Below are 22,903 nucleotides of genomic sequence, written 5' to 3'. Positions count from 1 at the left end.
TGTGGCGCGGGACCTACAGGGCGGGCTTGCCCTTCGTGTAGAGCCATGTCCGGAAGAGCCCGTCGAGGTCCTGCCCGGAGACCTTCTCGGCGAGGCGGATGAAGTCGGCGGTCTGCGCGTTGCCGTAGCGGTGCGTGGCGGTCCAGGTACGCAGCAGCTTGAAGAAGTCCTTGTCGCCGATCTGCTCGCGAAGGACCTGGAGTGTCATCGCGCCACGGTTGTAGACGGCGCTGTTGAACATGGTGTCGCGCTGCGGGTCGGCGACGACGCTCTGCCAGAAGGACGAGGAGGCGGGGACGGAGTTGTAGGCGGCGAGGAAGGAGTCGTGGGCGCTGGAGCGGCCCTTGTGCTCGTTCCACAGCCAGGGCCCGTAGCTGGCGAAGCCCTCGTTGAGCCAGATGTCCTTCCACTGCCGCACCGAGACGGAGTCGCCGAACCACTGGTGGGCCAGCTCGTGCACGATCGTGCCCTCGGAGCGGACGGCGGAGTAGCTCGGCTTGGACTGCGTCTCCAGGGAGAAGCCCGCCTGCGGCATGTCGTCGACGACCGCGCCGGTCTCCTCGAACGGGTACGGGCCGAACACCTTCGACCAGTAGTCGGTGACCTCCGCGGTGACGCCGTACACGTCGACGTTGTTGCTGTTCTTCAGGACCGGGTCGATGGCTACGTAGATCGGGATGCCCGAGGGGGTCCGACCGGTCCTGACGTCGAACTTCCCTATGGAGGCGGTCGCGAGGTAGGTAGCCATCGGCCGGGACTCGCGCCAGTGGTGCACGGTCTGCCCGCCCCGGACGTCGTACGTGTCGACGAGGCGGCCGTTGGAGACGCCGGTCAGGCCCTTGGGCGCCTTGATGCGGATGTCGTACGTCGCCTTGTCCGAGGGATGGTCGCTGGAGGGGAACCAGGTGGAGGCGGCGTTGGGTTCGCAGGCGACGAAGACGCCGTCGTCGGTCTTCATCCAGCCATAGTCGGAGCCGAAGACGATGGGGCCGTTGAGCGCCTCGGGGACGCCGCCGTAGGTGACCGTGACGGAGAACGTGCGGTGGTCGCGGATCGCGTCGCCCGGGGTGACGCGTATCTCGTCGCCGGAGCGCGTGAACTGGGCGCGTCTGCCGTTCACTTCGACGGAGGTGACGGTCAGCTTCTGGAGGTCCAGGTCGAAGGAGGACAGGTTCTGGGTGGCGCGCGCGGTGACGGTGGTGACGCCGTCGAGGCGGTCGGTCGCGGGGTCGTACGCCACGTTCAGGTCGTAGTGGGTGGCGTCGAAGCCGCCGTTGCCGAGCTGCGGGAAGTACGGGTCGCCGATGCCGTCCGAGCCGGGGGTGGGGGCCGGGGCGGCGGCGATCAGACAGAACGAGGCGGCCGCTGTCGCGACCGCCGCCAGACGTGCCGAACGGGAGAGTGCCATGAGTCGTCCCTTCGCGCGTGTTCCGATGTAACGGACACGCAGACTCTGCACTCTCCCGTCAGGGCGTGTACATGACCTGCTCGGTCAAATCCCCGCTAACTGCCGGACGACTCCTGTACGTCATCCGTCCCGTCCGCGTCACCCGCGTCGTCCGACGGCTGTACGTCACTGTCGTCACCGGCGTCGGCAGCCGCCTCGGGAGCCTCGGCAGACTCCTCGGCCGACGTCTTCACCGGCGCCTCGGCCGACTCCTTGGCAGGCGTCTCGACCGGCGCCTTCGCCGAGGCCTCGGCCGGCTCCGCGGCCGGCTCGTCCGCAGCGTCGTCCGCGTCCGTCCGCGCCAGCGTCACCACCTCGATCGCCTCCTTGGCGACCGCGAGCAGCTTGGTGTCGCCCGGCGCCTGGTCCTCGGCGTTCTCCGGGTGGTGGCAGGCCACTTGGCGGCCGGGGGCGAGCTGGAGCAGCGGCGGTTCGGTCGTCCTGCAGATCTCCGTCGCCTTCCAGCACCGCGTGTGGAAGCGGCAGCCGCTCGGCGGTGAGATCGGCGAGGGCACGTCTCCCTTGAGCAGGATCCGCTCGCTCTTGGCGCCCCGGCGCTTGGGGTCCGGCACCGGCACGGCCGACATCAGGGCCTTGGTGTACGGGTGCATCGGCGCCTCGTAGAGCGAGGTGCGGTCGGCGAGTTCGACGACCTTGCCGAGGTACATCACCGCGATGCGGTCCGAGACATGGCGGACGACGGAGAGGTCGTGCGCGATGATCACGTACGTCAGGCCGAGCTCGGACTGCAGGTCGTCCATGAGGTTGACGACCTGCGCCTGGATCGACACGTCGAGCGCGGAGACCGGCTCGTCCGCAACGACCAGCTTCGGCTTGAGCGCGAGCGCGCGGGCGATGCCGATGCGCTGGCGCTGGCCGCCGGAGAACTCGTGCGGGTAGCGGTTGAAGTGCTCGGGGCTGAGGCCCACCAGCTCCAGGAGGCGCTGGACCTCCTTCTTCACCCCGCCCTCGGGCTCCACGCCCTGGAGCCGGAACGGCGCCGAGACGATCGAGCCGATGGTGTGCCGGGGGTTCAGGGAGCCGTACGGGTCCTGGAAGATCATCTGGATGTCCCGGCGCAGCGGGCGCATGCCCCGCGTGCCGAGGCGGGTGATGTCCTGGCCCTCGAACTCGATCTTGCCGCCGGTGGGTTCGATCAGCTTCGTGATGACCCGGCCCATGGTCGACTTGCCGCAGCCGGACTCGCCGACGACGCCCAGGGTCTCGCCCTTGCGGACCTCGAAGTCGATCCCGTCGACGGCCTTCACCGCGGCGACCTGCCGCTGGAGGATCCCCTTCTTGATCGGGAAGTGCTTCACCAGGCCCTCGACCTTGAGCAGCACCTCCCGGTCCTCGGGGGACGCCGCCTGCGCGGGGACCGTGGCCGTCGCGGTGTCCCCTGCGTCTTCCTTCTTCGTCTCGCTCACGGGCTCACTCACAGCTTCGGCGCAATCTCTTCGGTCCAGATCCGCGTACGGTCCTCCGGCGAGAGGTGGCAGGCGGAGAAGTGGTCGCTGCCGACCTCGTGCAGCTCGGGCCGCTGGGTGCGGGTGATGCCGCCCTTGGGCAGGTCCGCGTACGGGCAGCGCGGGTGGAAGGCGCAGCCCGAGGGGACGTTGATGAGGGACGGCGGCTGGCCCTTGACGGGGATGAGCCGCTCGGTCTGCTCACGGTCGATGCGCGGCATCGATCCGAGCAGACCCCAGGTGTACGGGTGCTGCGGCTCGGCGAAGATCTTGTCGACGGGACCGCGCTCCACGCAGCGACCGCCGTACATGACCAGGACCTGGTCGGCGATCTCGGCGACGACACCCAGGTCGTGGGTGATGAGGACGACCGCGGACTCGAACTCCTTCTGCAGATCCCTGATCAGGTCGAGGATCTGCGCCTGGACGGTGACGTCGAGGGCGGTGGTCGGCTCGTCCGCGATGAGCAGCTGCGGGTTGTTCGCCAGCGACATCGCGATCATCGCGCGCTGGCGCATACCGCCGGAGAACTCGTGCGGGTAGCTGTCGACGCGCTTGGCCGGCTCGGGGATGCCCACCCGGTCGAGCAGTTCGACGGCCCGCTTGCGCGCGGCCTTCTTGGTCACGTCGTTGTGGACGCGGTACGCCTCCACGATCTGGCTGCCGACCGTGTAGTACGGGTGCATCGCGGACAGCGGATCCTGGAAGATCATCGCCATCTCGCGGCCGCGGAGCCGGCGCACGTCGTCCGGGGCGGCCTCGATCAGCTCCTTGCCGTCGAGCCAGATCTCGCCGGACATCTGCACGTTCTTGCCGCGCGCGCCGAGCCGGTGCAGGCCCATGATCGCCAGCGATGTCACGGACTTGCCGGAGCCGGACTCGCCCACGATGGAGAGGGTCTGGCCCTTCTCCAGCTTGAAGCTGAGCCCGTCGACGGACTTGACGAGACCGTCGTCGGTCGGGAAGTGCACCTTGAGGTCGCGCACTTCGAGGAAGGCGGTCGAGGGCTTGGCCGGGCCCGCGGCCACCGGCTCGCCCACGGCGGCACCGGTTTTGGACAGTTCGGTCACGAGAGCCTCACCCGCGGGTCGGCGGCGGCGTAGAGAAGGTCCACCAGGAGATTGCAGAACACGACGAAGAACGCGGCGAGCAGCGTCACGCCGAGGACCTTGGGCAGGTCGTTGTCGGTGATGCCCTGGACGGCGTACTCACCGATGCCGTGCAGGGAGAACACGTTCTCGGTGATGACGGCGCCGCCGAGCAGCAGACCGACGTCCATGCCGAAGACGGTGACGATCGGGGTGAGTGCGGCGCGCAGGCCGTGCCGGCCGACCACCGTGCGCTCACGCAGGCCCTTGGCGCGCGCGGTGCGGATGAAGTCCTCGTTCATCGTCTCCAGCATGCCCGCGCGGGTCAGCCGGGCGTAGATGGCGGAGTACAACAGAGCGAGTGAACACCAGGCCGGGAAGAGGGTGTTGGCCCACTGCGCCGGATTTTCCGTCAACGGTACGTAGGTACGGCCGAAGATCGGAATCTGATAGGTGAAGACGAGTAGCGCCAGCTGGCCCGTGAAGAAGATGGGCAGCGAGACACCGGCAAGGGCCACACCCATGAACGCGCGGTCGAAGAACGATCCGGGCTTGAGCGCCGAGATCACACCGACCGTGACACCGGACACCAGCCAGATGACGGCGGCACCGGCGGCCAGCGACAGGGTGATGGGCAGCCTGTCGGTCAGCTCGGGCCACACCGCGACGTGGTTCTTGAAGGAGTAGCCGAAGCACGGCGCGTTGCAGTGGACCGTGGTGGGGCCGAGGTCGTAGGTGGACCCCGCGAAGATCCCCTTGATGAAGTGCCAGTACTGGGTGTAGACGGGCTGGTCCAGGCCGAGGTTGTGCTTGACCGCCGCGATGTCCGCGGCCGAGGGACTCTTGCCGATGTACTGCTGCGCGAGCTGTTCGGCGGTCTGGCCGGCAATTCTCGGCAGCAGGAAAAAGATGCCAAAGGTGACCGCGGTGACGACCAGCAACAGGATCACTGCCGCGATCAGCCGGCGGATGATGTACGAGATCACGGGGACCGGCGCTGGTGCCCGCGGACCGTGCGGCCCGCGGGCACCAATGCCTTCACCTGCCTTCCGGGGCTGCTACTTCTTCGTGGTGCCGATGTTGAGGTAGTCGTACTGCCCGCTGAAGGCGGCCGTGGACACCAGGTTGGTGGCGTACGGCGAGCGGTACAGCAGGACCTTGAAGTAGGTCAGCGGAACGAGCGCCGCGTCCTCCATGGCCCGCTTGTCGATCTGCCCGTACAGCTCGTTGCGCTTGGCCTCGTCGGGCGCCCCGATTGCCTCGGCGAGCATCGAGTCGACCTTCTTGTCGTCGAGCTCCGACAGGGCGGTGTTGCCGGACTGGCCGATCGCCTTGCTGTTCAGGATCTGCTGCAGGAAGCCGTAGCCGGACGGCCAGTCGGCGCCCCACTGCATCATCATGATGCCGACGTTGTTCTTCTGGTTGAACTTCGGGACACCGGCGTAGTCGGTGAAGTACTTGCCCGACGGGAACTGCTTCAGGCTGGCGTTGATGCCGACCTTCTTCAGGGACTCGATGAGCGCCTGGGCGCCGGAGACCTCTTCGTCACGGTCGCTGCGCGCCGTGATCGTGGTGTTGATCGTCTTCTTGCCGCAGGCCTTCAGGGCGTCCTTGGCCTTGGTCACGTCACCCTTGTTGCCGCTGGTGGCGTAGACGTCTTCCTTGGCGTAGCCCGTGATGTCCGGGGGCAGCACCGTGGTGGCGATGTCACCGCGGATCGGGCCGCCCTCAGCGGTCTGCACCGAGACCTTGTCGATCGCGTACTGGACGGCCTTGCGGCACTCGACGTTCGTGAACGGCTTCAGCTTGGTGTTGATCGCCGCGTAGACGAGACGGCCGCCGTAGGCGTTGTCCGTGTTCGCCATCTTCGACTTGTCGTTGACCAGCTGCGCCTGGGTCTGCGTGTCGACGCCCTTGCCCTGCATGTCGATCAGGGTGTCGCCGGACTGCAGGTCCTTGTCGATCGTCTGCTGGTTGACCTTCAGGTTGACGACGATCTTGTTCGGGTACTGCTTGCGCAGCGGGTCGGTCTTCGGGTCGAAGTTCTTGTTGCGGACCAGGACGGCCTGCTTGCCCTCCTGGTAGCTCTGGAACTGGTACGAGCCCGAGGACACGATGTGCTTGACGTAGTCGATGCCGTCGTCCTTGGCCTTCGGCACCGGCGCGGTCTGCGGGGTGGCGACCAGGTAGTCGAACTCCTGGAAGGCCTGGTTGAGATGGAAGACGATCGTGGTGTCGTCCGGCGTCTCGATGGACTTCAGGCCCTCGTCGCTCTTGTCCTTGTACGGGCCCTTGTACTTGTCGCCGCCCTTGAGGAACTGCTGGAAGTAGTTCGGGCCGAGCGAGAGCACGTCACGCGCGAAGTTCGAGCGCTCGACGGCGTACTTGACGTCCTTGGACGTGATCGGCGTGCCGTCCTGGTACTCGAGACCCTTGCGGATCGTGTACGTCCAGGTCTTGCCGCCGTCGGACTGCTTGCCCGGTGCCGAGGCGAGGTCGGGGACGAGCGTGTTGCCCTTCTCCCCCGCGTCGGGCTTGAACGTCATCAGCGGGCGGGCGTACAGCCGGCTGAAGTTGTACATGTACGCGTAGTACGTGTTGCCCGGGTCGAACGAGTCGGGGACGTCCGACATCGCGTAGGTGACCGTGCCGCCCTTCTTCGTCGAGGCGTTGACGACGTCCTTCGTGGCGGCGTTCGCACCGGCCGACTTGTTGCTGTCGTCGGAGCCGTCGTCGGCCTTGCTGCAGCCGGCGAGCAACAGGCTCACGCTGCCGATGGCCGCGACCGCGGCGATTGATGACCTTCGCATGATGGTCGGAATCCCCTCCATTGTCGGAAACTTGTGGAGCACTCGATGCGGCCCGGGTCAGCGGCTGCGCGGGTCGAGGGCGTCGCGGAGACCGTCACCGAGCAGGTTGAACGCGAGCACGGTGACGAAGATGGCGAGGCCCGGGACGATCATGTATTGCGGATCGACCTGGAAGTAGTCGACGGCCTGGTTGAGCATGCCGCCCCAGGAGGCCTGCGGCGGCTGGATGCCCACGCCCAGGAAGCTCAGCGACGCCTCGAAGATGATGTTCGTCGGGATCAGCAGCGTCGAGTAGACGATGATCGGGCCGACCAGGTTGGGCATCAGTTCCCGGAACAGGATGTACGGGCCACGGGCACCCATCCCGCGGGAGGCGTCCACGAATTCCCGCTCGCGCAGCGCCAGGGTCTGACCGCGCACGATGCGTCCGAGGTAGGGCCAGTTGAAGAACCCGATCACGAAGATCAGTACGCAGATGTGCAGCGGCAGGCCGTTCAGTCCGAACGCGCCACCCTGCAGCGTCGCGGAGATCGAGATCGCGAACAGCAGGAGGGGGAACGCCAGGAACGTGTCCATCATGCGGCTGATGACGGAGTCGACCCGGCCGCCGTAGTACCCGGCGACGACGCCGAGGATCGCGCCGATCACGTTCGACAGAACGGTGGCGCCGAAGGCGACGACGAGCGAGACCCATGATCCCTCGAGGATGCGGGCGAGGATGTCACGGCCGAACTTCGGTTCCACGCCGAGGGGATGGTCACCGCTCATGCCACCCAGCCCGCCCTTGGGAAGCGACGTGGTGGGGTCGATGAGGTCCTGGTGGAAGGTGTTCGGGTCAAGGCCGAGCAGGGACTGGAGCGGGCGCGACAGGGCGGCCACGAGAATCAGGAGGATGACGATGACGCCGCCGGCGACGGCGACCTTGTCCCTCTTGAAACGGTTCCAGGCGATGCGCCCGAGGGAGCGCCCCTCGATCTGCTGCCCCTTGGTGCCGGCGAGCACAGCCTCGGGCTGCACCTCGGCCTGGGCCCCAGTGGTCTCGATCGGTGCGGTCACGGTGTGGTTGACCCCTCTCGGCCGACGGTGGCCGGCCCACGCCCGCCGCGGTAGCGGCTTGATCCTGTTTCACACGCTGGACAGTCCGGGGGCATGGCCTCGTAGTTGACCGTTCAGCTCGTACACAGAGTCGAAACCCCGTGTCTGCAGGGAGTCTTCAATGCGCCTGTGACCAGCCGCCAGCCCTCACAGTGAAAGGTTGCGCAACCGTGATGAGGCGACAGGAGTGCAGTATGCGGACGCGGGAACCGGCTGAGCGGACAATTCGCTCCGGTCCGAGAGCGCTTCGCCGGGTCCGGAATGCTAAACGGTGACCGATGTGGCGAGAATGCCCCGGTGGGGCACCAACTCCGCGGAAAACAGGGCGGAATGGGTGTTTGTCCCGCCGGCGCCGTCGGGTCAGGTCAATCCGGCAGTTTCCGGCGGCAGTTGGAACAGAGCCCCGCGGCGAACGGTTTCAGTACGTCCCGTGCGGCGGCGGGTACCCGTACCCCGCGACGGGGGCGGGCGCGGACGGGGCGGCGTGGGCCTCGCGGTCGTAGAACGGGCGGGCGTTGGCGCGCAGCCACATGGCGACGGGGTCGTGCTCGTCGGACATCGCGACCGTGGAGACGGGCAGTCCGTCGGGCACGGCGACGATCGACTGCTGCATCATCGCGCGCACCGCGTCCACGGACACCGGCGACGTGTCGTACACATCGAGGCCGATCGCCAGATAGGGCGCGCCGAGCGTCGGCTGGACCCAGGCGCGGCGCAGCGAGCGGATCGCGGTGGTCCGGTGCGCGTTCTGCGTCAGCAGGGCGTAGAACTGGGGGATTTCGATGGCGGGGTCGCTCAGCCGCAGGGGCCCGGCGGGCTGGCGGTCGAGACCGCCCGCGATCCGGCGCAGGTCGAGCCACGGGATGCCGACGCCGCCGCCGGGCGCGTGCGGGTTGAGCCAGAGGCCGTAGTGGTCGGGGTAGAGCGTGCGGGCCGCGTCGACCCCACTGACGACCTCGTACGCGCGGCTCCAGCCGGAGGCCGACAACTCCTGGGCGGAGGTGACGCAGGGGGCGTACGAGGTGCCGTCGACGTCCATGTTCCCGTACTGCGCGTCAGGGGATCCGGCCTGGCCGTGCCAGAGCAGCATCCACACCTGGCCGGCGCCGGGATCCGCGAGCGCGTTGAGCAGCGCCTCGTAGGCGTCGTAACGCCCCGGCGTCACCTGGCGCAGCATGTGCTCGACCTGACCGGCCGCGGCCGTGCCCGACGCACTCACCCGTAACCGCCCCTTCGTGACGTACTCGACGATTTCGACCCGCTCCCCGCGGCGGGACCGCCCAGACAGGTCATGAAACCAGCTTAAGCGGCGATCCTGACACCGACTTGACGTACGCGCGGTCGGCCGCTTTCCCGAGTTCTCCCGAACGGGGACCGGCGCCGGGCTTTCAGTGACCCTGCGTGTAGAACGGCCGCAGCGTGGCTCGCATCCAGTCACCGACCGGGTCCTGGGTGATGTCGAGCAGGACGAGGTTCACCGGCCAGGGCGCCGGCACCCGGCCCAGAGCGCGGCCCAGGGCGTCCATGGGCAGGTTGCGCGCGGGACCCTCCCACTGCGACACCTCGACGCCGACGAAGAGGACGGGGTCGCCGCCCTCGACGCTGGCGAGGCAGCGGCGGGCGGTGAGCACGACGCCGGACGCCTCGAACTCCTCGCGCACGGCGGCCAGGAAGTCGACCGGGTCGTTCTGCCAGTCGGGCTCGTAGAGGCTGACCCGGCCGCCCGAGGCGGGCCCGTCCAGCGGCGTGCGACCGGACCTGCACAGCTCGGCGACGGCGGGCGGGGGCAGCGGGACGCCCACGGCGCCGTCCGGGTTCACCGCGATGCCGACCTGCGGGGGCAGCCCGCGCGCGAACTCGACGGCCGGCGCGACCGTGCAGCCCATCCGGTCGCCGACGACCGCGAGGAACTGCTCCTCGGAGCTGAAGACGGGCACATAGGCCTGGCCCTCGATCTCCAGCGTCGGCAGGTCGAGGTTCGGGCTGCCGGGCCCGCCGCCCTGGGGCAGCGGTATCCACACCTGACTGCGTCCGAGGACCTCGACGATCCGGCCGCCCGCCGAGTCGACCCCGAGGGAGGCGGCGAGCACCTCCTCCAGCTCGTTGGCCGGCCACCCGCCGTACGGATGTGCATGAGCCTGCGCCGGAATGTCCATGTGCCTACCACCCGCTCTGGAACCGCTCTGTCTGCGGCCGAACCCTAGCGCGTGCGACCGACATGACACCCTCCGCATCCACACGGCCACAGGGGGTCGCCGGGGGTCAGCCGCCCTCGAACGCGATCCCGTTCAGCACATCCGTCGCGTCCCGGTCCAGCAGCACCGCGGACGCGCAGCCCCACGGCAGGTCACCGCGCTCGGCCGACTCCACGAGACCCGCGACCGCGCGGCGGTGCCGGGCGAACGCGTAGCGCGAGACCCCGCGGCCGCGGTCCCGCTGGCCGGCGAGCGCCGTGTCCGCGTCGACGTCGAGCAGCATCAGATGCAGGTCCGCGCCGCGCCGCCCGGCCTCCCTGGCCAGCCAGCGCCGCACCCAGGCCTGCGTGCCGCAGTCGTGCAGGACGACGCTGCCTCCCGAGCGCAGGGCCCGCCGCAGCCCGGCGAAGTGCGCGAGCCGCACGAGCGGGCGGTACACGGCGTACGGGAGGAGCCGGGGCAGCCGGGCCGCCCAGCGGTCACGGGCGTCCTGCGAGTCGATGCGCACGGCTCCGCCGGCGCCGACCACGCGGCGCATCAGCGTGGACTTGCCGCTGCCCGGGAGCCCCGAGACCACGATCAGGTCACCCCGCGCGAAGCCGAGGCGCCTCGGGGTGCGGCCGCCTCTGCCGCGCAGATCCCTGACGACCGGACCGCGCCCCGTCACCGACCTCGGGCGGGGCATCGCACGCTGTCCGACCCCTGCCGCCGCGTACGCACCCGCCGCTGCCTTATGCACCGTGATCGTCCTCCCCGTTCCGGTCACGCCACCCTTGCCCGTCAAGTGTAAAGAGACGGTAATGCCGTACAAGTGGTTTCCCCGTACGGTCGGCATGCAATGATGTGCGCGCCAAGAGCACGACCAACTGCATACCGGCCGCTTGAATCCGCGCGGGAGAGCTCCCCGGACGCCTACGCGTCCCCGGGGGCGCCGAAGGAGCAAGTTCCTCCCTTGAATCTCTCAGGCCCCGTACCGCGCGGGCGAGGCATATCTGAAAAGCGGGCGGCCCTCGGCCGCTCCACCCAAGGTGCAAGCCGCGACCACCTTTACGTGTGGCGCCGGCGAACCTCTCAGGTTCCGATGACAGATGGGGAGGAAGACCATCGCCCTCGTCTGTCATGCCTGGGATCCTGGAGCACCACTCATGAGCAACGCCCCCCGTAAGACCGCCCTCGACGCACTGCACCGCTCGCTGGGCGCGACGATGACCGACTTCGCGGGCTGGGACATGCCGCTGCGGTACGGCAGCGAGCGCGACGAGCACCTCGCGGTCCGCACCAAGGCCGGCCTCTTCGACCTGTCGCACATGGGTGAGATCACCGTCACCGGGCCGCAGGCCGTCGACCTCCTCGACTACGCCCTCGTCGGCAACATGTCCACGATCGGCCCCGGCCGCGCCCGCTACACCATGATCTGCCAGGAGGACGGCGGGATCGTCGACGACCTGATCGTCTACCGCCTGGGCGAGCAGGAGTACATGGTCGTCGCCAACGCGGGCAACGCGCAGATCGTCCTCGACGCGATCACCGGGCGCGCCGAGGGCTTCGACGCCGAGGTCCGCGACGACCGCGACGCCTACGCGCTGATCGCCGTCCAGGGCCCCGAGTCCCCCGGGATCCTGAAGTCCCTCACGGACGCCGACCTGGACGGTCTCAAGTACTACGCGGGCCTGCCCGGCACCGTCGCCGGCGTCCCGGCCCTCATCGCCCGGACCGGCTACACCGGCGAGGACGGCTTCGAGCTGTTCGTCGCCCCGGAGCACGCCGAGAAGCTGTGGCAGGCGCTGACCGACGCGGGCGCGCCGGTCGGGCTCGTCCCCGCCGGCCTCTCCTGCCGCGACACGCTCCGCCTGGAGGCCGGCATGCCGCTGTACGGGCACGAGCTGACGACGGCGCTGACCCCGTTCGACGCCGGTCTCGGCCGCGTCGTGAAGTTCGAGAAGACGGGCAACGAGGGCCGCTTCGTGGGCCGCGAGGCGCTCGAGGCCGCCGCCGAGCGCGCCGAGACCGCCCCGCCGCGCAAGCTCGTCGGCCTGATCGCCGAGGGCCGCCGCGTGCCGCGCGCCGGGATGTCCGTGGTCTCCGGCGGCCAGGTGATCGGCGAGGTCACCTCCGGCGCCCCCTCCCCCACGCTCGGCAAGCCGATCGCCATCGCCTATGTGGACGCGGCGCACGCCGCCCCCGGCACCGAGGGTGTCGGCGTGGACATCCGCGGCGCCCACGAGCCGTACGAGGTCGTGGCGCTGCCGTTCTACAAGCGCCAGAAGTAGCCCGACCAGTCCTCACGGGGGCCGCCGGAAGTAACCCAGCGCACACCCCTCTCGTTCCGCAGCACCCATTCGCGTACAGGAGAATTCAGATCATGAGCAACCCCCAGCAGCTGCGCTACAGCAAGGAGCACGAGTGGCTGTCGGGCGCCGAGGACGGCGTCTCGACGGTCGGCATCACCGAGTTCGCGGCCAACGCGCTCGGCGATGTCGTCTACGCCCAGCTCCCCGAGGTCGGCGACACGGTGACCGCGGGCGAGACCTGCGGCGAACTCGAGTCGACCAAGTCCGTCAGTGACCTGTACTCCCCGGTCACCGGCGAGGTCGTCGAGGCGAACCAGGACGTCGTGGACGACCCGGCGCTGGTGAACTCCGCCCCGTTCGAGGGCGGCTGGCTGTTCAAGGTCCGCATCTCGGATGAGCCGAAGGACCTGCTCTCCGCGGACGAGTACGACGCGTTCTCCGGCTCCGGCAACTAGGGACACCACGACCATGTCGCTCATGAACACCCCCCTGCACGAGCTCGACCCGGACGTCGCCGCCGCGGTCGACGCCGAGCTGCACCGCCAGCAGTCCACCCTCGAGATGATCGCGTCGGAGAACTTCGCTCCGGTCGCCGTCATGGAGGCGCAGGGCTCGGTCCTGACCAACAAGTACGCCGAGGGCTACCCCGGCCGGCGCTACTACGGCGGCTGCGAGCACGTCGACGTCACCGAGCAGATCGCCATCGACCGGGTCAAGGACCTCTTCGGCGCCGAGTACGCCAACGTCCAGCCCCACTCCGGCGCCTCCGCCAACCAGGCCGCCCTCTTCGCGCTCGCCAAGCCCGGCGACACGATCCTGGGCCTGGACCTGGCGCACGGCGGCCACCTCACCCACGGCATGCGCCTGAACTTCTCCGGCAAGCAGTTCGACGTCGTGGCCTACCACGTCGACGAGGCCGGCCTGGTGGACATGGCCGAGGTCGAGCGCCTCGCCAAGGAGCACCGCCCCAAGGTCATCATCGCGGGCTGGTCCGCCTACCCGCGCCAGCTGGACTTCGCCGCGTTCCGCCGCATCGCGGACGAGACCGGCGCCTTCCTGTGGGTCGACATGGCCCACTTCGCCGGACTCGTCGCGGCCGGACTGCACCCCAACCCGGTCGAGTACGCCGATGTGGTGACCTCCACCACGCACAAGACCCTCGGCGGGCCGCGCGGCGGGATCATCCTCGCGAAGAAGGACTTCGCGAAGAAGCTGAACTCCTCGGTCTTCCCCGGCTTCCAGGGCGGCCCCCTGGAGCACGTGATCGCCGCCAAGGCCGTCTCCTTCAAGGTCGCCGCGAGCGAGGACTTCAAGGAGCGCCAGCAGCGCACCATCGAGGGCGCCCAGATCCTCGCCGCCCGTCTGACCTCGGACGACGCACGCGCCGCCGGCGTGAACGTGCTGTCCGGCGGCACGGACGTGCACCTGGTCCTGGTCGACCTGCGCGAGTCCGAGCTCGACGGTCAGCAGGCCGAGGACCGTCTCCACGAGGTCGGCATCACCGTCAACCGCAACGCGGTCCCGAACGACCCGCGCCCGCCGATGGTCACCTCCGGCCTGCGGATCGGCACCCCGGCCCTGGCCACCCGTGGCTTCCAGGCCGAGGACTTCACCGAGGTCGCCGACATCATCGCCGAGGCGCTGAAGCCGGAATACAACGCGGCGTCCCTCAAGGCCCGCGTCACCGCCCTCGCCGACAAGTACCCCCTGTACCCCGGCCTGAAGTAGTTTCGTACGCATTTGTACGTATGAAATTTCGGGGCACCGCGCACACTGGACAGTGAGAGCGGTGCCCCGCCCCATGCACCGCCCTCCGTATCTGCTTGCGCACCACCCGGCGGACAACGGCGTCCGCCGAAACCCCACCTAGGAGTTCCCCCGTGGCCATCTCGGTCTTCGACCTGTTCTCGATCGGCATCGGCCCGTCCAGCTCCCACACGGTCGGCCCGATGCGGGCGGCCCGCATGTTCGCGCGCCGCCTGAAGAACGAGGGCCTGCTCGCCCACACCGCCTCGATACGGGCGGAGCTCTACGGCTCCCTCGGCGCCACCGGACACGGCCACGGCACCCCCAAGGCGGTGCTGCTGGGTCTGGAGGGCGACTCCCCCCGCACCGTCGACGTGGAGAAGGCCGACGACCGCGTCGAGGCGATCAAGACCTCCGGGAAGATCAACCTGCTCGGCGTCCACGAGATCCCGTTCAGCTTCGACGACGATCTGGTCCTGCACCGCCGCAAGGCGCTCCCGTACCACGCCAACGGCATGACGATCTTCGCCTACGACCACGAGGGCGCCCTCGTCCTGGAGAAGACGTACTACTCGGTGGGCGGCGGCTTCGTCGTCGACGAAGATGCGGTGGCCGGCGAGAACCCGATCGTCCCCGACGACACGGTCCTCAAGTACCCCTTCCGCACCGGCGACGAGCTGCTCCGCCTCGCCGAGGAGACCGGCCTGTCCATCTCCGCCCTGATGCTGGAGAACGAGAAGGCCTGGCGCACCGAGGACGAGATCCGCTCCGGTCTGCTCGACATCTGGCGCGTCATGCAGGCCTGCGTCTCGCGCGGCATGTCCCGCGAGGGCATCCTGCCCGGCGGCCTCAAGGTCCGCCGCCGCGCCGCGAACTCGGCCCGCCAGCTGCGCGCCGAGGGCGACCCGATGGCCCGCGCCATGGAGTGGATCACCCTCTACGCGATGGCCGTCAACGAGGAGAACGCCGCGGGCGGCCGCGTCGTGACCGCGCCCACCAACGGCGCCGCGGGCATCATCCCCGCGGTCCTGCACTACTACATCAACTTCGTGCCCGGCGCCGACGAGGAGGGCGTCGTCCGCTTCATGCTCTCCGCGGGCGCCATCGGCATGCTCTTCAAGGAGAACGCCTCCATCTCCGGCGCCGAGGTCGGCTGCCAGGGCGAGGTCGGATCCGCCTGCTCGATGGCCGCGGGCGCCCTCGCCGAGGTCCTCGGCGGCACCCCCGAGCAGGTCGAGAACGCCGCCGAGATCGGCATGGAGCACAACCTCGGCCTGACCTGCGACCCCGTCGGCGGCCTCGTCCAGATCCCCTGCATCGAGCGCAACGGCATGGCCGCCGTGAAGGCCGTCACCGCGGCCCGCATGGCCATGCGCGGCGACGGCAGCCACAAGGTCTCCCTCGACAAGGTCATCAAGACCATGAAGGAGACCGGCGCCGACATGTCCGTCAAGTACAAGGAGACGGCCCGCGGCGGGCTCGCGGTGAACATCATCGAGTGCTGAGGATCAGCGGGCGTCGAGGGCGGCGGCGGTCACAGGGTCGCCGTCGTGCCCTCCCCGGCCCCGCTCCCCGCGAGCCACTGGTCCCAGCTCAGGTTGAAGGCCGCGTAGCCGTTGTCGGCCGGAGCCTTGGCGCGCGGCGAGCCCGTGATCGTGACGGGGTCGCCCTGCTTGACCTGCCCGTAGAACCACTTGGCGTCGGCCAGCGACAGGTGGACGCAGCCGTGTGAGCCACGGGCGGAGCCGCTGCCCGGGTTCGGGTCGCCGGTCGAGTAGTGGACGTAGGTGCCGGACTGGGTGAGGTGGACGTCCCAGGGCAGCGTCAGGTCGTAGTAGTTGGCGCTGCCCTTGTTGCAGCTGATGCCGACGCTGCAGGAGGTCATGTGGACCTCCTTCTGCTTGTCGATGACGGCCATCGTGCCGTTCCAGGTCGGGAACTCGGCGCTGCCGGCGTTGATCGACAGCGTGCGCACCGCCTGGCCGTTCTTGGTGACCTTCATGGTGTGACCGGTGACGGAGACGTCGGCCCGGACGTCGTCGCCGACCGTGAAGGTGTGCGTGTAACCGTGCACGCCGTAGCGGCCGTTGCCGTTGCTGACGCCCTTCATGTCGGCGTCGATCTTCACCTTCGTACCGGAGGGCCAGTACTCCTTCGGGCGCCAGTCCGCGCGCTTGTCGCCGAACCAGTGCCAGGCGCCGGCCACCGGCTGCGAGGTGCTGACCTTCATGTGCTTCTCGACGGAGGCACGCGCCTTGGCGGCCACCGGGTCGGTGAAGACCACCGAAATCGGCATCGCCACACCGACCTTGGCGTCGTTCAGCGGAGTGATCGTCTCAAGCAGCATGGGCGGACCCTTGGGCTTCGCCGGTTTGGGCGAGGCGCTCGACCTCGGCTTCCCCGCCGCCTTCCCGTCGTTCCCGCCCGCTTCCTTGTCGCCACCGCCGCCGCAGGCGCTCGCGCCCACCAGCACCGCGACCGTCACGAGCGCGATCCCTATTCCGCCCTTGCGCCGTCCCACGACCTGCCCCACTCTCCGAGTCACCCGACGGCCCCCAACGGGACCAACTCCCTGTCAGACAGCGACACGGCTCCGGCAGTTGCACGAAGCCGTGTAAAGCGTGTTCCAAGACTGCGGCCGTCGAAACGTCCTGGCGGCGCCGCGTCACACAGGTGGATCAACGTGCGGAAAGAGGTACCCCCGCGGGATCCGATCGGGGACGATGGATGTTCGACCTCGTCGCCCCACCGACCAGGAGGCCAGCATGCTGCGCGGTATCGACGTCAGCTCGTACCAGTCCACCTTCGACACGGACGGCCAGTCGTTCGTCTTCATCAAGGCGACGGAGGGGCGTTCGTACGTCAATCCGCGGCTCACGGCGCAGACGAAACTGGCCCGCGACGGCGGCTGCGTCGTCGGCTTCTACCACTTCCTGTGGCCGGGCAACCTCACGGCCCAGGCCGAGTACTTCGTGAGCAAGGCCCCGGAGAAGGCGGGGGACCTGCTCGCCGTGGACTGGGAGACGACCGGTGAGGGCACCCGCGCGAGCAACGCGGAGAAGGACCGCTTCATCCGCGAGGTGAAGCGCCTGCGCCCCCATCACCGGGTGCTGCTCTACACGAACCGCAACTTCTGGCTCAACGTCGACACGACGTCCTACGCCGGTGACGGCCTCTGGATCGCCGACTACACGACGGCCGGCAAGCCGCGCATCAAGGCGGCCTGGAAGTTCCACCAGTACACGGACAGTCCGATCGACAAGGACGTCGCCCAGTTCACGAGCAAGGGCGCGCTGCGGGACTGGGCCACCCCGTGACACGCCCTCGCACCGGGTGACTCAGGCGCGCCACTCCGCCGTGCGTTCCGGGGACGCCTCGGCGAGGGCCTTGCGGACGGTGTCCGCGTCCGCCGCGAGGCCGTAGACGGGGGTGCCGGGCTGCTGGCGCCAGGACTCGTCGAGGCCGCCCGTGTCCACGGAGTCGAAGCCGATCCCGTCGAGCAGGGCGCGTACGACCGTCTTGGCCGCGTCGTCGTCGCCGGCGACGGGCAGGGCGATGCGCTCGGGGTCGCCCTTGGGGCGCGGCCTGTCGAGGAGTTCGTGGGCGTAGGTGCCGTTGAAGACCTTGACGACCGGGTGGCCGAGCTGGAGCTCGGTCCAGCGGCTCTCGGGCATGCCCTCCTCGATGGCGGCGATCCGGCCGTCGCGCTGCTGCGGGTAGTAGTTGCCGGTGTCGATGACGGTGACGCCTTCCGGCGCGTCGTCGAGGAGGTCGGCGGGCAGACCGGGGACGGCCTTCATGGGGACGGTGACCACGACGACGTCGGCGCCGCGGGCCGCCTCTGCGACGGTCACCGGCGTGGCACCGGTCTCCCCGGCGAGGTCACGCAGGGTCTCGGGGCCGCGCGAGTTGGCCACGGACACGTCGTGGCCGGCCGCGGTGAAACGGCGGGTGAGATTGCCGCCGATGTTGCCGGCGCCGATGATGCCGATCTTCATGTGGAGCCCTTCCGGAGGAGCGTGCGTACGCGCGTGGTCACGTACCTCCGGGCCGACCGGGCCATGCCGGTCCGGCGCGGGTGCCACACGAACGGGGCCGCACCTGCCTCAGTCCTGGCGCGCCAGTTTGCCCCGCATCACGGCCAGCTCCTCCCGCGCCTCGCGTTCGGCGGCGTCCTCGTCGCCCGACGCGACGGCGTCCACGAGCGCGGTGTGCGCCGCGTCGCCGTGGCCGGCCTCGGCGGCGCGGACGTCGACGAGGTCGAGCAGGTCGACGAGGCCTTGGCGCAGGGCGGGCGCGAACTCGGCGAAGAGGTCGGTGAGTACGGGGTTGTGGGCGGCGGCCACGACCGCCGCGTGGAGCGCGATGTCGGCGTCGACGAACGCGGCGCCGCCCACCTCCGCCGTCGCTCTGCGCGCGTCGAGGGCCGCGCGCATCGCCGTGACGTCCTCGGGGGTGCGGCGGCGCGCGGCGAGGCGCGCGGCCTGGACCTCCATCAGGACGCGGACCTCGTAGACGTCGGCGACGGCCGCGGCGCGCAGCCGCGCGGGCCAGTCCTCGACGGGCCGGTCGGCGGTCACGAAGACGCCCGCGCCCTGCCGGGCCCGGACCAGTCCGGCGCCGGCGAGGGCGCGCAGTGCCTCGCGGACCGTGGAGCGGCCGACGCCGAGTTCCCTGGCGAGGGTCGTCTCGCCGGGCAGCTTGGTGCCGACCGGCCAGTGCCCCGACGCGATCTGCTCGCGCAACCGCTCGGCGGCCTGTTCGACCAGAGGGCTGGGACGGAGCGCGCCGAGCGCCACGGGAATCACCTGCTCTTCTTGAACACCGCTGTTGAACACCGCGGCTCGTCCTGGACACCGCGTGAACGCGGAGACTTTATCCCTCTGCGGACCGGACCTTTCCATTTTCCCGAACAACTTGTCTGAGGACCTGAGCTGTGACTAGCCTACTGCTCGTGATCTTCCGCGGTCTCCTCCTTCTCGGCTGCCGCGGCGGGGCCTGACACGACCGGCACCCCGCCGCGGGATGCCGTGCTGCCGGTCGTCGTCCGACCGAGCCGAAGGACACGTCACCGCATGACCACCGCCCATGACTGGAACCGGCAGCAGCCGGGCCCCATGCCGTACCACCGCTACCGCCCGCACCACGACCGCGTCGACGTCCCCGTGCGGGAGCGGAGCTGGCCGGGCGCCCGGATCGAGCGGGCGCCCCTGTGGGTCCCCGTCGACCTGCGCGACGGCAACCAGGCGCTCGCCGAACCGATGGACACCGGCCGCAAGCGCCGCTTCTTCGATCTGCTCGTCCGCACGGGGTTCAAGGAGATCGAGGTCGGCTACCCGTCGGCGAGCCGCACCGACTTCGGCTTCGTACGCCACCTGGTGACGTCGGGAGCCGTGCCCGACGACGTCACGCCCGTCGTCTTCACGCCCGCGCGGCGCGATCTGATCGAGCGGACCTTCGCGTCGATCGAGGGCCTGCCGCGCGCGGTCGTCCATCTGTACATCCCGACCTCTCGCGTCTGGCGCGACGTCGTGCTCGGCCGGGACCGCGCGCAGGTGTGGGAGACCGTGCGGGACGCCGCCGCGCACATGGCGCGCCTCGCGGACGCCCGGCCCGGCGCGCACATCCGCTTCCAGTTCGCCCCGGAGACCTTCAACGTCACCGAGCCGGACTTCGCCCTGGAGATCTGCGACGGCCTGACCGAGCTGTGGGACGCGAGCCCCGACCGGCCGGTCACGCACAACCTCCCGGCGACGGTCGAGATCGCGACGCCGAACGTGTACGCCGACCAGATCGAGTACATGCACAAGAACCTGTCCCGCCGCGACGCGGTGATCCTGTCCGTGCATCCGCACAACGACCGCGGCACGGGCGTCGCCTGCGCCGAACTCGCGGTCCTCGCGGGCGCCCAGCGCGTCGAGGGCTGCCTCTTCGGCAACGGCGAGCGCACCGGCAACGTCGACCTGGTCACCCTGGCCATGAACCTGTACGCGCAGGGCGTCGACCCGATGGTCGACTTCTCCGACATCGACGCCGTACGGGAGGTGGTCGAGCACTGCAACCGGCTGCCCGTGCACCCCCGCCACCCCTACGGGGGCGACCTCGTCTACACGGCCTTCTCCGGGACGCACCAGGACGCGATCAGCAAGGGCCTCGCGCATCACGCGGCGGCGGCAGCGGCGGCCGGGGTCCCGGCGCGGGAGGCGCGCTGGGACGTGCCGTACCTGCCGATCGACCCGGCCGACGTGGGCCGCAGCTACGAGGCAGTGATCCGCGTCAACTCGCAGTCGGGCAAGGGCGGAATGGCGTATCTGCTCGCCACGCACCACGGCGTCGACCTGCCGGCGCGGATGCGGCCCGACTTCGCGCGGGTGGTCCAGGAGGCCACGGACGACAGCGGGCACGAGGCGACCCCGAAGGACCTGTACGAGCTGTTCCGCTCGACCTGCCTGGAGCCGGGGCGCGGCGCCGGGCACGTGTCCCTGACGGCGTGGTCGACGGACGGCGAGGGGCAGGCGCGCCGGTTCGTGTGCACCCTCCAAGTGGGCGACCGCACGGGCGACTTCGAGGGGCGGGGCGGCGGGACCCTGTCCGCCTTCGTGGACGCGCTCGCGGCGGCCGGGGTCGGCGTCGACATCGTCGACTTCACCGAGGACGCGCACGGCGAGGAGGCGGCGGCGTACGCGCAGTGCCGGGTCGACGGCGTGACGGCGTGGGGCGCGGGCCGCGACCCCTCGCCGCTGGTGGCGTCGGTCCAGGCGGTCCTGGCGGCCGTGAACCGGGCGGTGGCGGCCCGGTAGGAACGCGGCAGGAAGCGCAGGGGGCGCCCGCCGGGAGTCCGGTGGGCGCCCCCTCGAAGACGCTGGAGCTGGGGTATCGGCGCTCAGGCCTTGTTCAGGTTCGCCCAGAACTCGTCGAACGAGAGGACCTTGTCCCCGTTGGCGTCCTGCCGGGCGATGAGCGCCTCGGCGACCGACTCGGTGACGTTGAAGTCGCCCATCTGAGCCATCGCGCTCTTGTACTCGGCCGCCGTGATGAAGCCGTCGCCGTCCGCGTCGAACCGCTGGAACGCCTTGCGTGCTTCCTCGATGTCCGCCACCGGGTCCACCCCTTCTTGCTGTAACACTGACGGAGGTCAGATTAACGGGCGGTGCGAGCGCGCAGTGCGGCGACCACCCACGCGAACTCCTCGTTGTGCCGGGGCAGCGTCTCCAGGCCCCGCACCAGGGACACCAGGTCACGAAAGCGGGCCACGTCGTCGTTGGCGGCGGCCTCCATGCGCTCCAGTACGGCGGCCAGGTCGGCGCCGGCGCCGAGCAGCCCCCGCAGCACCTCCTCCGCCTCGGGCGACTCGGGCGCGACGCCGCGCTCCCGTGCCTCCCCGGCGAGCTGCACGAGGCGGCTCATGAACCACAGCGAGCTGCCCGGCGGCACGTCGGGCCCGCGGTCGGCGGCGTTGAACTCGATCATGCTGCGCATGTGCGCCCGGAAGTCCGGGTCCTGCATCAGCTCGGCCAGCTCCACCCACGCGTCGACCTGCTCGGTCGTCGGGTCGTCCGGCAGGTCCGGGACCATGACCCGCATCCGGGTGCGGATGTCCGGGTCGGCGGCGTCCAGGCCGCCGAAGGTCTGCTCCATGAAGTCGTCGATGATGTGCTTGCGCTCGGCGGCGCTCAGCCGCGCCAGCTTGTTCATCAGGGCCATCTCCTCTGCGCTCGAGTTCCTCTTCGCGACGGTCGAAAGGACGGCCCGGTTCAGCCGCAGCGAGCGGATCTGCGCATCCAGCGCCGCCACGTGCGCGGCGGCCACGGACGCGATGTCCGACTCCCCGTCCACCACGCTGCGTACGTCGTCCAGGCCGAGGCCCAACTCCCGCAGGGTGCGGATGAGTTCGAGCCGTGCGAGGGACTGCGCGTCGTACAGGCGGTAGCCTCCCGAGCTGCGTCCGACGGGTGGCAGGGCGCCCACGTCGGACCAGTAGCGGATGGTGCGCACCGACAGGCCGGTGCGCCGGGACAGCTGCCCGATGGTGAGCAGCCGCGAGCCGTCGTCGATCATGTCGAGGAGTCTGGGCCTTCCAGTGGGTGGAGACTCAAGCGAGCCGAGGGGAACGTCATGCCGGGCACTCTGCGGGACATTCTGGACGCCGCCGCGCGGGGAGTCTTCCCGCCGCCGGACGGGGGCACGACGGTGGTGCCGCAGACGGATCACCGGGACGCGGGTGTGCTGTCCTTCACCGCCCACTCGGTGGTGTTCACGGACGAGGACCCGGGGTGGGTGCACGAGACGCTGCGCGGCCTCGACTGCGATCCGCTGGCGGCGACGATGAATCCGCGGTTCCTCGGCGCGCTCCTGGAGCGGACCGGGCGCCGTCACGACACGACGGACCTGCTCACGGTGGCTCCGGCGCTGCCCGGCGGGCCGCCGGTGGCCCTGAAGGAGATCGCGGAACGGGACCATCCGCGGGTGGCGCGGGCGCGGCTGCGCCGCGACGACGTGCGGATGTGGGCGGCGGAGGGCGGGGTGCTGGTCCTCGGGCGCGGCGTCGCGGGCCGCTGGGAGACGGCGATCGAGGTCGACGAGGAGGCGCGCCACCGGGGCCTCGGCCGCCTTCTCGCGGTGTCCGCCCGGCATCTGGTCCCGGACGGCGGGCCGGTGTGGTCCCAGCAGTCCCCCGGGAATGCCCGCAGTGTGCGGGCGTTCCAGGCGGCCGGTTACCGTCCCGTCGGCGCGGAGGCGCTGTTCACCGCGCCCCGGTAGCGGCC

The 22,903-nt window shown here is 70.0% G+C and carries 21 protein-coding genes and 2 riboswitches; of the genes, 7 read left to right on the top strand and 14 right to left on the bottom strand.

What is annotated here, in order from left to right; translation table 11 throughout:
- Positions 1–13: 13 nt before the first annotated feature.
- The 9 genes from LGI35_RS30030 to LGI35_RS29990 all read right to left on the bottom strand — a co-directional run bounded on the left by LGI35_RS30030 (position 14) and on the right by LGI35_RS29990 (position 10,786).
- On the bottom strand, positions 14–1,408 hold the full coding sequence (locus LGI35_RS30030; RefSeq protein WP_227297322.1) for a M1 family metallopeptidase: 1,395 nt from the start codon (positions 1,406–1,408) through the stop codon (positions 14–16).
- A gap of 95 nt (positions 1,409–1,503) precedes the next feature.
- Positions 1,504–2,874, bottom strand: coding sequence for an ABC transporter ATP-binding protein (locus tag LGI35_RS30025; protein ID WP_227297321.1), 1,371 nt, complete (start codon positions 2,872–2,874; stop codon positions 1,504–1,506).
- Positions 2,875–2,882: 8 nt separating this feature from the next.
- A complete protein-coding gene (locus tag LGI35_RS30020) occupies positions 2,883–3,983 on the bottom strand; it encodes an ABC transporter ATP-binding protein (protein ID WP_227297320.1) in 1,101 nt (366 codons plus the stop codon).
- Positions 3,980–4,987: an ABC transporter permease gene (locus tag LGI35_RS30015; protein ID WP_227297319.1), complete on the bottom strand. Its 1,008-nt coding sequence runs from the start codon at positions 4,985–4,987 to the stop codon at positions 3,980–3,982. Before LGI35_RS30015 ends, LGI35_RS30020 begins: the two co-directional genes overlap by 4 nt.
- 72 nt (positions 4,988–5,059) lie before the next feature.
- On the bottom strand, positions 5,060–6,811 hold the full coding sequence (locus LGI35_RS30010) for an ABC transporter substrate-binding protein (protein WP_227297318.1): 1,752 nt from the start codon (positions 6,809–6,811) through the stop codon (positions 5,060–5,062).
- 57 nt (positions 6,812–6,868) lie between these two features.
- The gene (locus tag LGI35_RS30005; RefSeq protein WP_227297317.1) at positions 6,869–7,867 is read right to left on the bottom strand and encodes an ABC transporter permease; all 999 of its coding nucleotides are present in this window, start codon (positions 7,865–7,867) and stop codon (positions 6,869–6,871) included.
- 457 nt (positions 7,868–8,324) lie between these two features.
- Positions 8,325–9,125, bottom strand: a complete 801-nt coding sequence (locus tag LGI35_RS30000; protein WP_227297316.1) for an enhanced serine sensitivity protein SseB C-terminal domain-containing protein — start codon at positions 9,123–9,125, stop codon at positions 8,325–8,327.
- 169 nt (positions 9,126–9,294) lie between these two features.
- Complete coding sequence (locus LGI35_RS29995) at positions 9,295–10,062, bottom strand: enhanced serine sensitivity protein SseB (protein ID WP_116509671.1); 768 nt, start codon at positions 10,060–10,062, stop codon at positions 9,295–9,297.
- Between the two features lie 106 nt (positions 10,063–10,168).
- Positions 10,169–10,786, bottom strand: a complete 618-nt coding sequence (locus LGI35_RS29990; RefSeq protein WP_116513399.1) for an AAA family ATPase — start codon at positions 10,784–10,786, stop codon at positions 10,169–10,171.
- Between the two features lie 197 nt (positions 10,787–10,983).
- Positions 10,984–11,087: riboswitch (glycine riboswitch) on the top strand.
- A riboswitch (glycine riboswitch) is annotated at positions 11,088–11,199 on the top strand. It abuts the riboswitch before it with no gap.
- Positions 11,200–11,246: 47 nt separating this feature from the next.
- On the opposite strand from LGI35_RS29990, the gene gcvT reads away from it, so the two are divergent.
- The 4 genes from gcvT (at position 11,247) to LGI35_RS29970 (ending at position 15,643) form a co-directional block, all read left to right on the top strand.
- Positions 11,247–12,371, top strand: a complete 1,125-nt coding sequence (gene gcvT / locus LGI35_RS29985; RefSeq protein ID WP_227297315.1) for a glycine cleavage system aminomethyltransferase GcvT — start codon at positions 11,247–11,249, stop codon at positions 12,369–12,371.
- Between the two features lie 92 nt (positions 12,372–12,463).
- Positions 12,464–12,847 (top strand): glycine cleavage system protein GcvH, encoded by a 384-nt coding sequence (gene gcvH, locus LGI35_RS29980; protein WP_116509676.1) that lies wholly within the window; start codon positions 12,464–12,466, stop codon positions 12,845–12,847.
- Positions 12,848–12,860: 13 nt separating this feature from the next.
- On the top strand, positions 12,861–14,120 hold the full coding sequence (gene glyA / locus LGI35_RS29975) for a serine hydroxymethyltransferase (RefSeq protein WP_279348655.1): 1,260 nt from the start codon (positions 12,861–12,863) through the stop codon (positions 14,118–14,120).
- A 152-nt stretch (positions 14,121–14,272) separates the two neighbouring features.
- Positions 14,273–15,643 carry an L-serine ammonia-lyase gene (locus LGI35_RS29970; RefSeq protein ID WP_227297313.1) on the top strand — a complete coding sequence of 457 codons (1,371 nt, stop codon included), beginning with the start codon at positions 14,273–14,275 and terminating at the stop codon, positions 15,641–15,643.
- A 29-nt stretch (positions 15,644–15,672) separates the two neighbouring features.
- On the opposite strand, the gene LGI35_RS29965 is transcribed toward LGI35_RS29970, so the two are convergent.
- Positions 15,673–16,659: a L,D-transpeptidase gene (locus tag LGI35_RS29965; RefSeq protein WP_227297312.1), complete on the bottom strand. Its 987-nt coding sequence runs from the start codon at positions 16,657–16,659 to the stop codon at positions 15,673–15,675.
- Positions 16,660–16,903: 244 nt separating this feature from the next.
- On the opposite strand from LGI35_RS29965, the gene LGI35_RS29960 reads away from it, so the two are divergent.
- A complete protein-coding gene (locus tag LGI35_RS29960) occupies positions 16,904–17,455 on the top strand; it encodes a glycoside hydrolase family 25 protein (protein WP_227297311.1) in 552 nt (183 codons plus the stop codon).
- 21 nt (positions 17,456–17,476) lie between these two features.
- Here LGI35_RS29960 and LGI35_RS29955 read toward each other — a convergent pair whose 3' ends face one another.
- The gene (locus LGI35_RS29955) at positions 17,477–18,136 is read right to left on the bottom strand and encodes an NADPH-dependent F420 reductase (protein ID WP_227297310.1); all 660 of its coding nucleotides are present in this window, start codon (positions 18,134–18,136) and stop codon (positions 17,477–17,479) included.
- 108 nt (positions 18,137–18,244) lie between these two features.
- Complete coding sequence (locus tag LGI35_RS29950) at positions 18,245–18,937, bottom strand: FadR/GntR family transcriptional regulator (RefSeq protein ID WP_227300588.1); 693 nt, start codon at positions 18,935–18,937, stop codon at positions 18,245–18,247.
- Between the two features lie 276 nt (positions 18,938–19,213).
- Here LGI35_RS29950 and leuA point away from each other — a divergent pair, with 276 nt between their 5' ends.
- Positions 19,214–20,938 carry a 2-isopropylmalate synthase gene (gene leuA, locus LGI35_RS29945; RefSeq protein ID WP_227297309.1) on the top strand — a complete coding sequence of 575 codons (1,725 nt, stop codon included), beginning with the start codon at positions 19,214–19,216 and terminating at the stop codon, positions 20,936–20,938.
- An 83-nt stretch (positions 20,939–21,021) separates the two neighbouring features.
- Here the strand turns inward: leuA and LGI35_RS29940 are convergent, their stop codons facing one another.
- Together LGI35_RS29940 and LGI35_RS29935 are read right to left on the bottom strand one after the other, a co-directional pair.
- On the bottom strand, positions 21,022–21,237 hold the full coding sequence (locus tag LGI35_RS29940) for an EF-hand domain-containing protein (RefSeq protein WP_127831077.1): 216 nt from the start codon (positions 21,235–21,237) through the stop codon (positions 21,022–21,024).
- 41 nt (positions 21,238–21,278) lie between these two features.
- Positions 21,279–22,196, bottom strand: coding sequence for a helix-turn-helix domain-containing protein (locus LGI35_RS29935; RefSeq protein ID WP_227297308.1), 918 nt, complete (start codon positions 22,194–22,196; stop codon positions 21,279–21,281).
- Between the two features lie 57 nt (positions 22,197–22,253).
- Between LGI35_RS29935 and LGI35_RS29930 the strand changes: the two genes are divergently transcribed.
- Positions 22,254–22,898 carry a GNAT family N-acetyltransferase gene (locus tag LGI35_RS29930; RefSeq protein WP_227297307.1) on the top strand — a complete coding sequence of 215 codons (645 nt, stop codon included), beginning with the start codon at positions 22,254–22,256 and terminating at the stop codon, positions 22,896–22,898.
- Positions 22,899–22,903 lie beyond the last annotated feature (5 nt).

It is taken from the genome of Streptomyces longhuiensis (genome assembly GCF_020616555.1).
In the GTDB taxonomy this organism is placed as follows: Bacteria; Actinomycetota; Actinomycetes; order Streptomycetales; family Streptomycetaceae; genus Streptomyces; species Streptomyces longhuiensis.
This window is presented reverse-complemented; position numbering and strand designations above follow the sequence as displayed.

What these genes read in the sequence shown, in the direction of transcription:
- LGI35_RS29935 (WP_227297308.1), bottom strand. Translation starts at nt 22,196, where the DNA reads ATGATCGACGACGGCTCGCGGCTGCTCACCATCGGGCAGCTGTCCCGG.
- gcvH (WP_116509676.1), top strand. Translation starts at nt 12,464, where the DNA reads ATGAGCAACCCCCAGCAGCTGCGCTACAGCAAGGAGCACGAGTGGCTG.
- LGI35_RS30030 (WP_227297322.1), bottom strand. Translation starts at nt 1,408, where the DNA reads ATGGCACTCTCCCGTTCGGCACGTCTGGCGGCGGTCGCGACAGCGGCC.
- glyA (WP_279348655.1), top strand. Translation starts at nt 12,861, where the DNA reads ATGTCGCTCATGAACACCCCCCTGCACGAGCTCGACCCGGACGTCGCC.
- gcvT (WP_227297315.1), top strand. Translation starts at nt 11,247, where the DNA reads ATGAGCAACGCCCCCCGTAAGACCGCCCTCGACGCACTGCACCGCTCG.
- LGI35_RS30010 (WP_227297318.1), bottom strand. Translation starts at nt 6,811, where the DNA reads ATGCGAAGGTCATCAATCGCCGCGGTCGCGGCCATCGGCAGCGTGAGC.
- LGI35_RS29995 (WP_116509671.1), bottom strand. Translation starts at nt 10,062, where the DNA reads ATGGACATTCCGGCGCAGGCTCATGCACATCCGTACGGCGGGTGGCCG.
- LGI35_RS29930 (WP_227297307.1), top strand. Translation starts at nt 22,254, where the DNA reads ATGCCGGGCACTCTGCGGGACATTCTGGACGCCGCCGCGCGGGGAGTC.
- LGI35_RS29955 (WP_227297310.1), bottom strand. Translation starts at nt 18,136, where the DNA reads ATGAAGATCGGCATCATCGGCGCCGGCAACATCGGCGGCAATCTCACC.
- LGI35_RS29960 (WP_227297311.1), top strand. Translation starts at nt 16,904, where the DNA reads ATGCTGCGCGGTATCGACGTCAGCTCGTACCAGTCCACCTTCGACACG.
- leuA (WP_227297309.1), top strand. Translation starts at nt 19,214, where the DNA reads ATGACCACCGCCCATGACTGGAACCGGCAGCAGCCGGGCCCCATGCCG.
- LGI35_RS29990 (WP_116513399.1), bottom strand. Translation starts at nt 10,786, where the DNA reads ATGCCCCGCCCGAGGTCGGTGACGGGGCGCGGTCCGGTCGTCAGGGAT.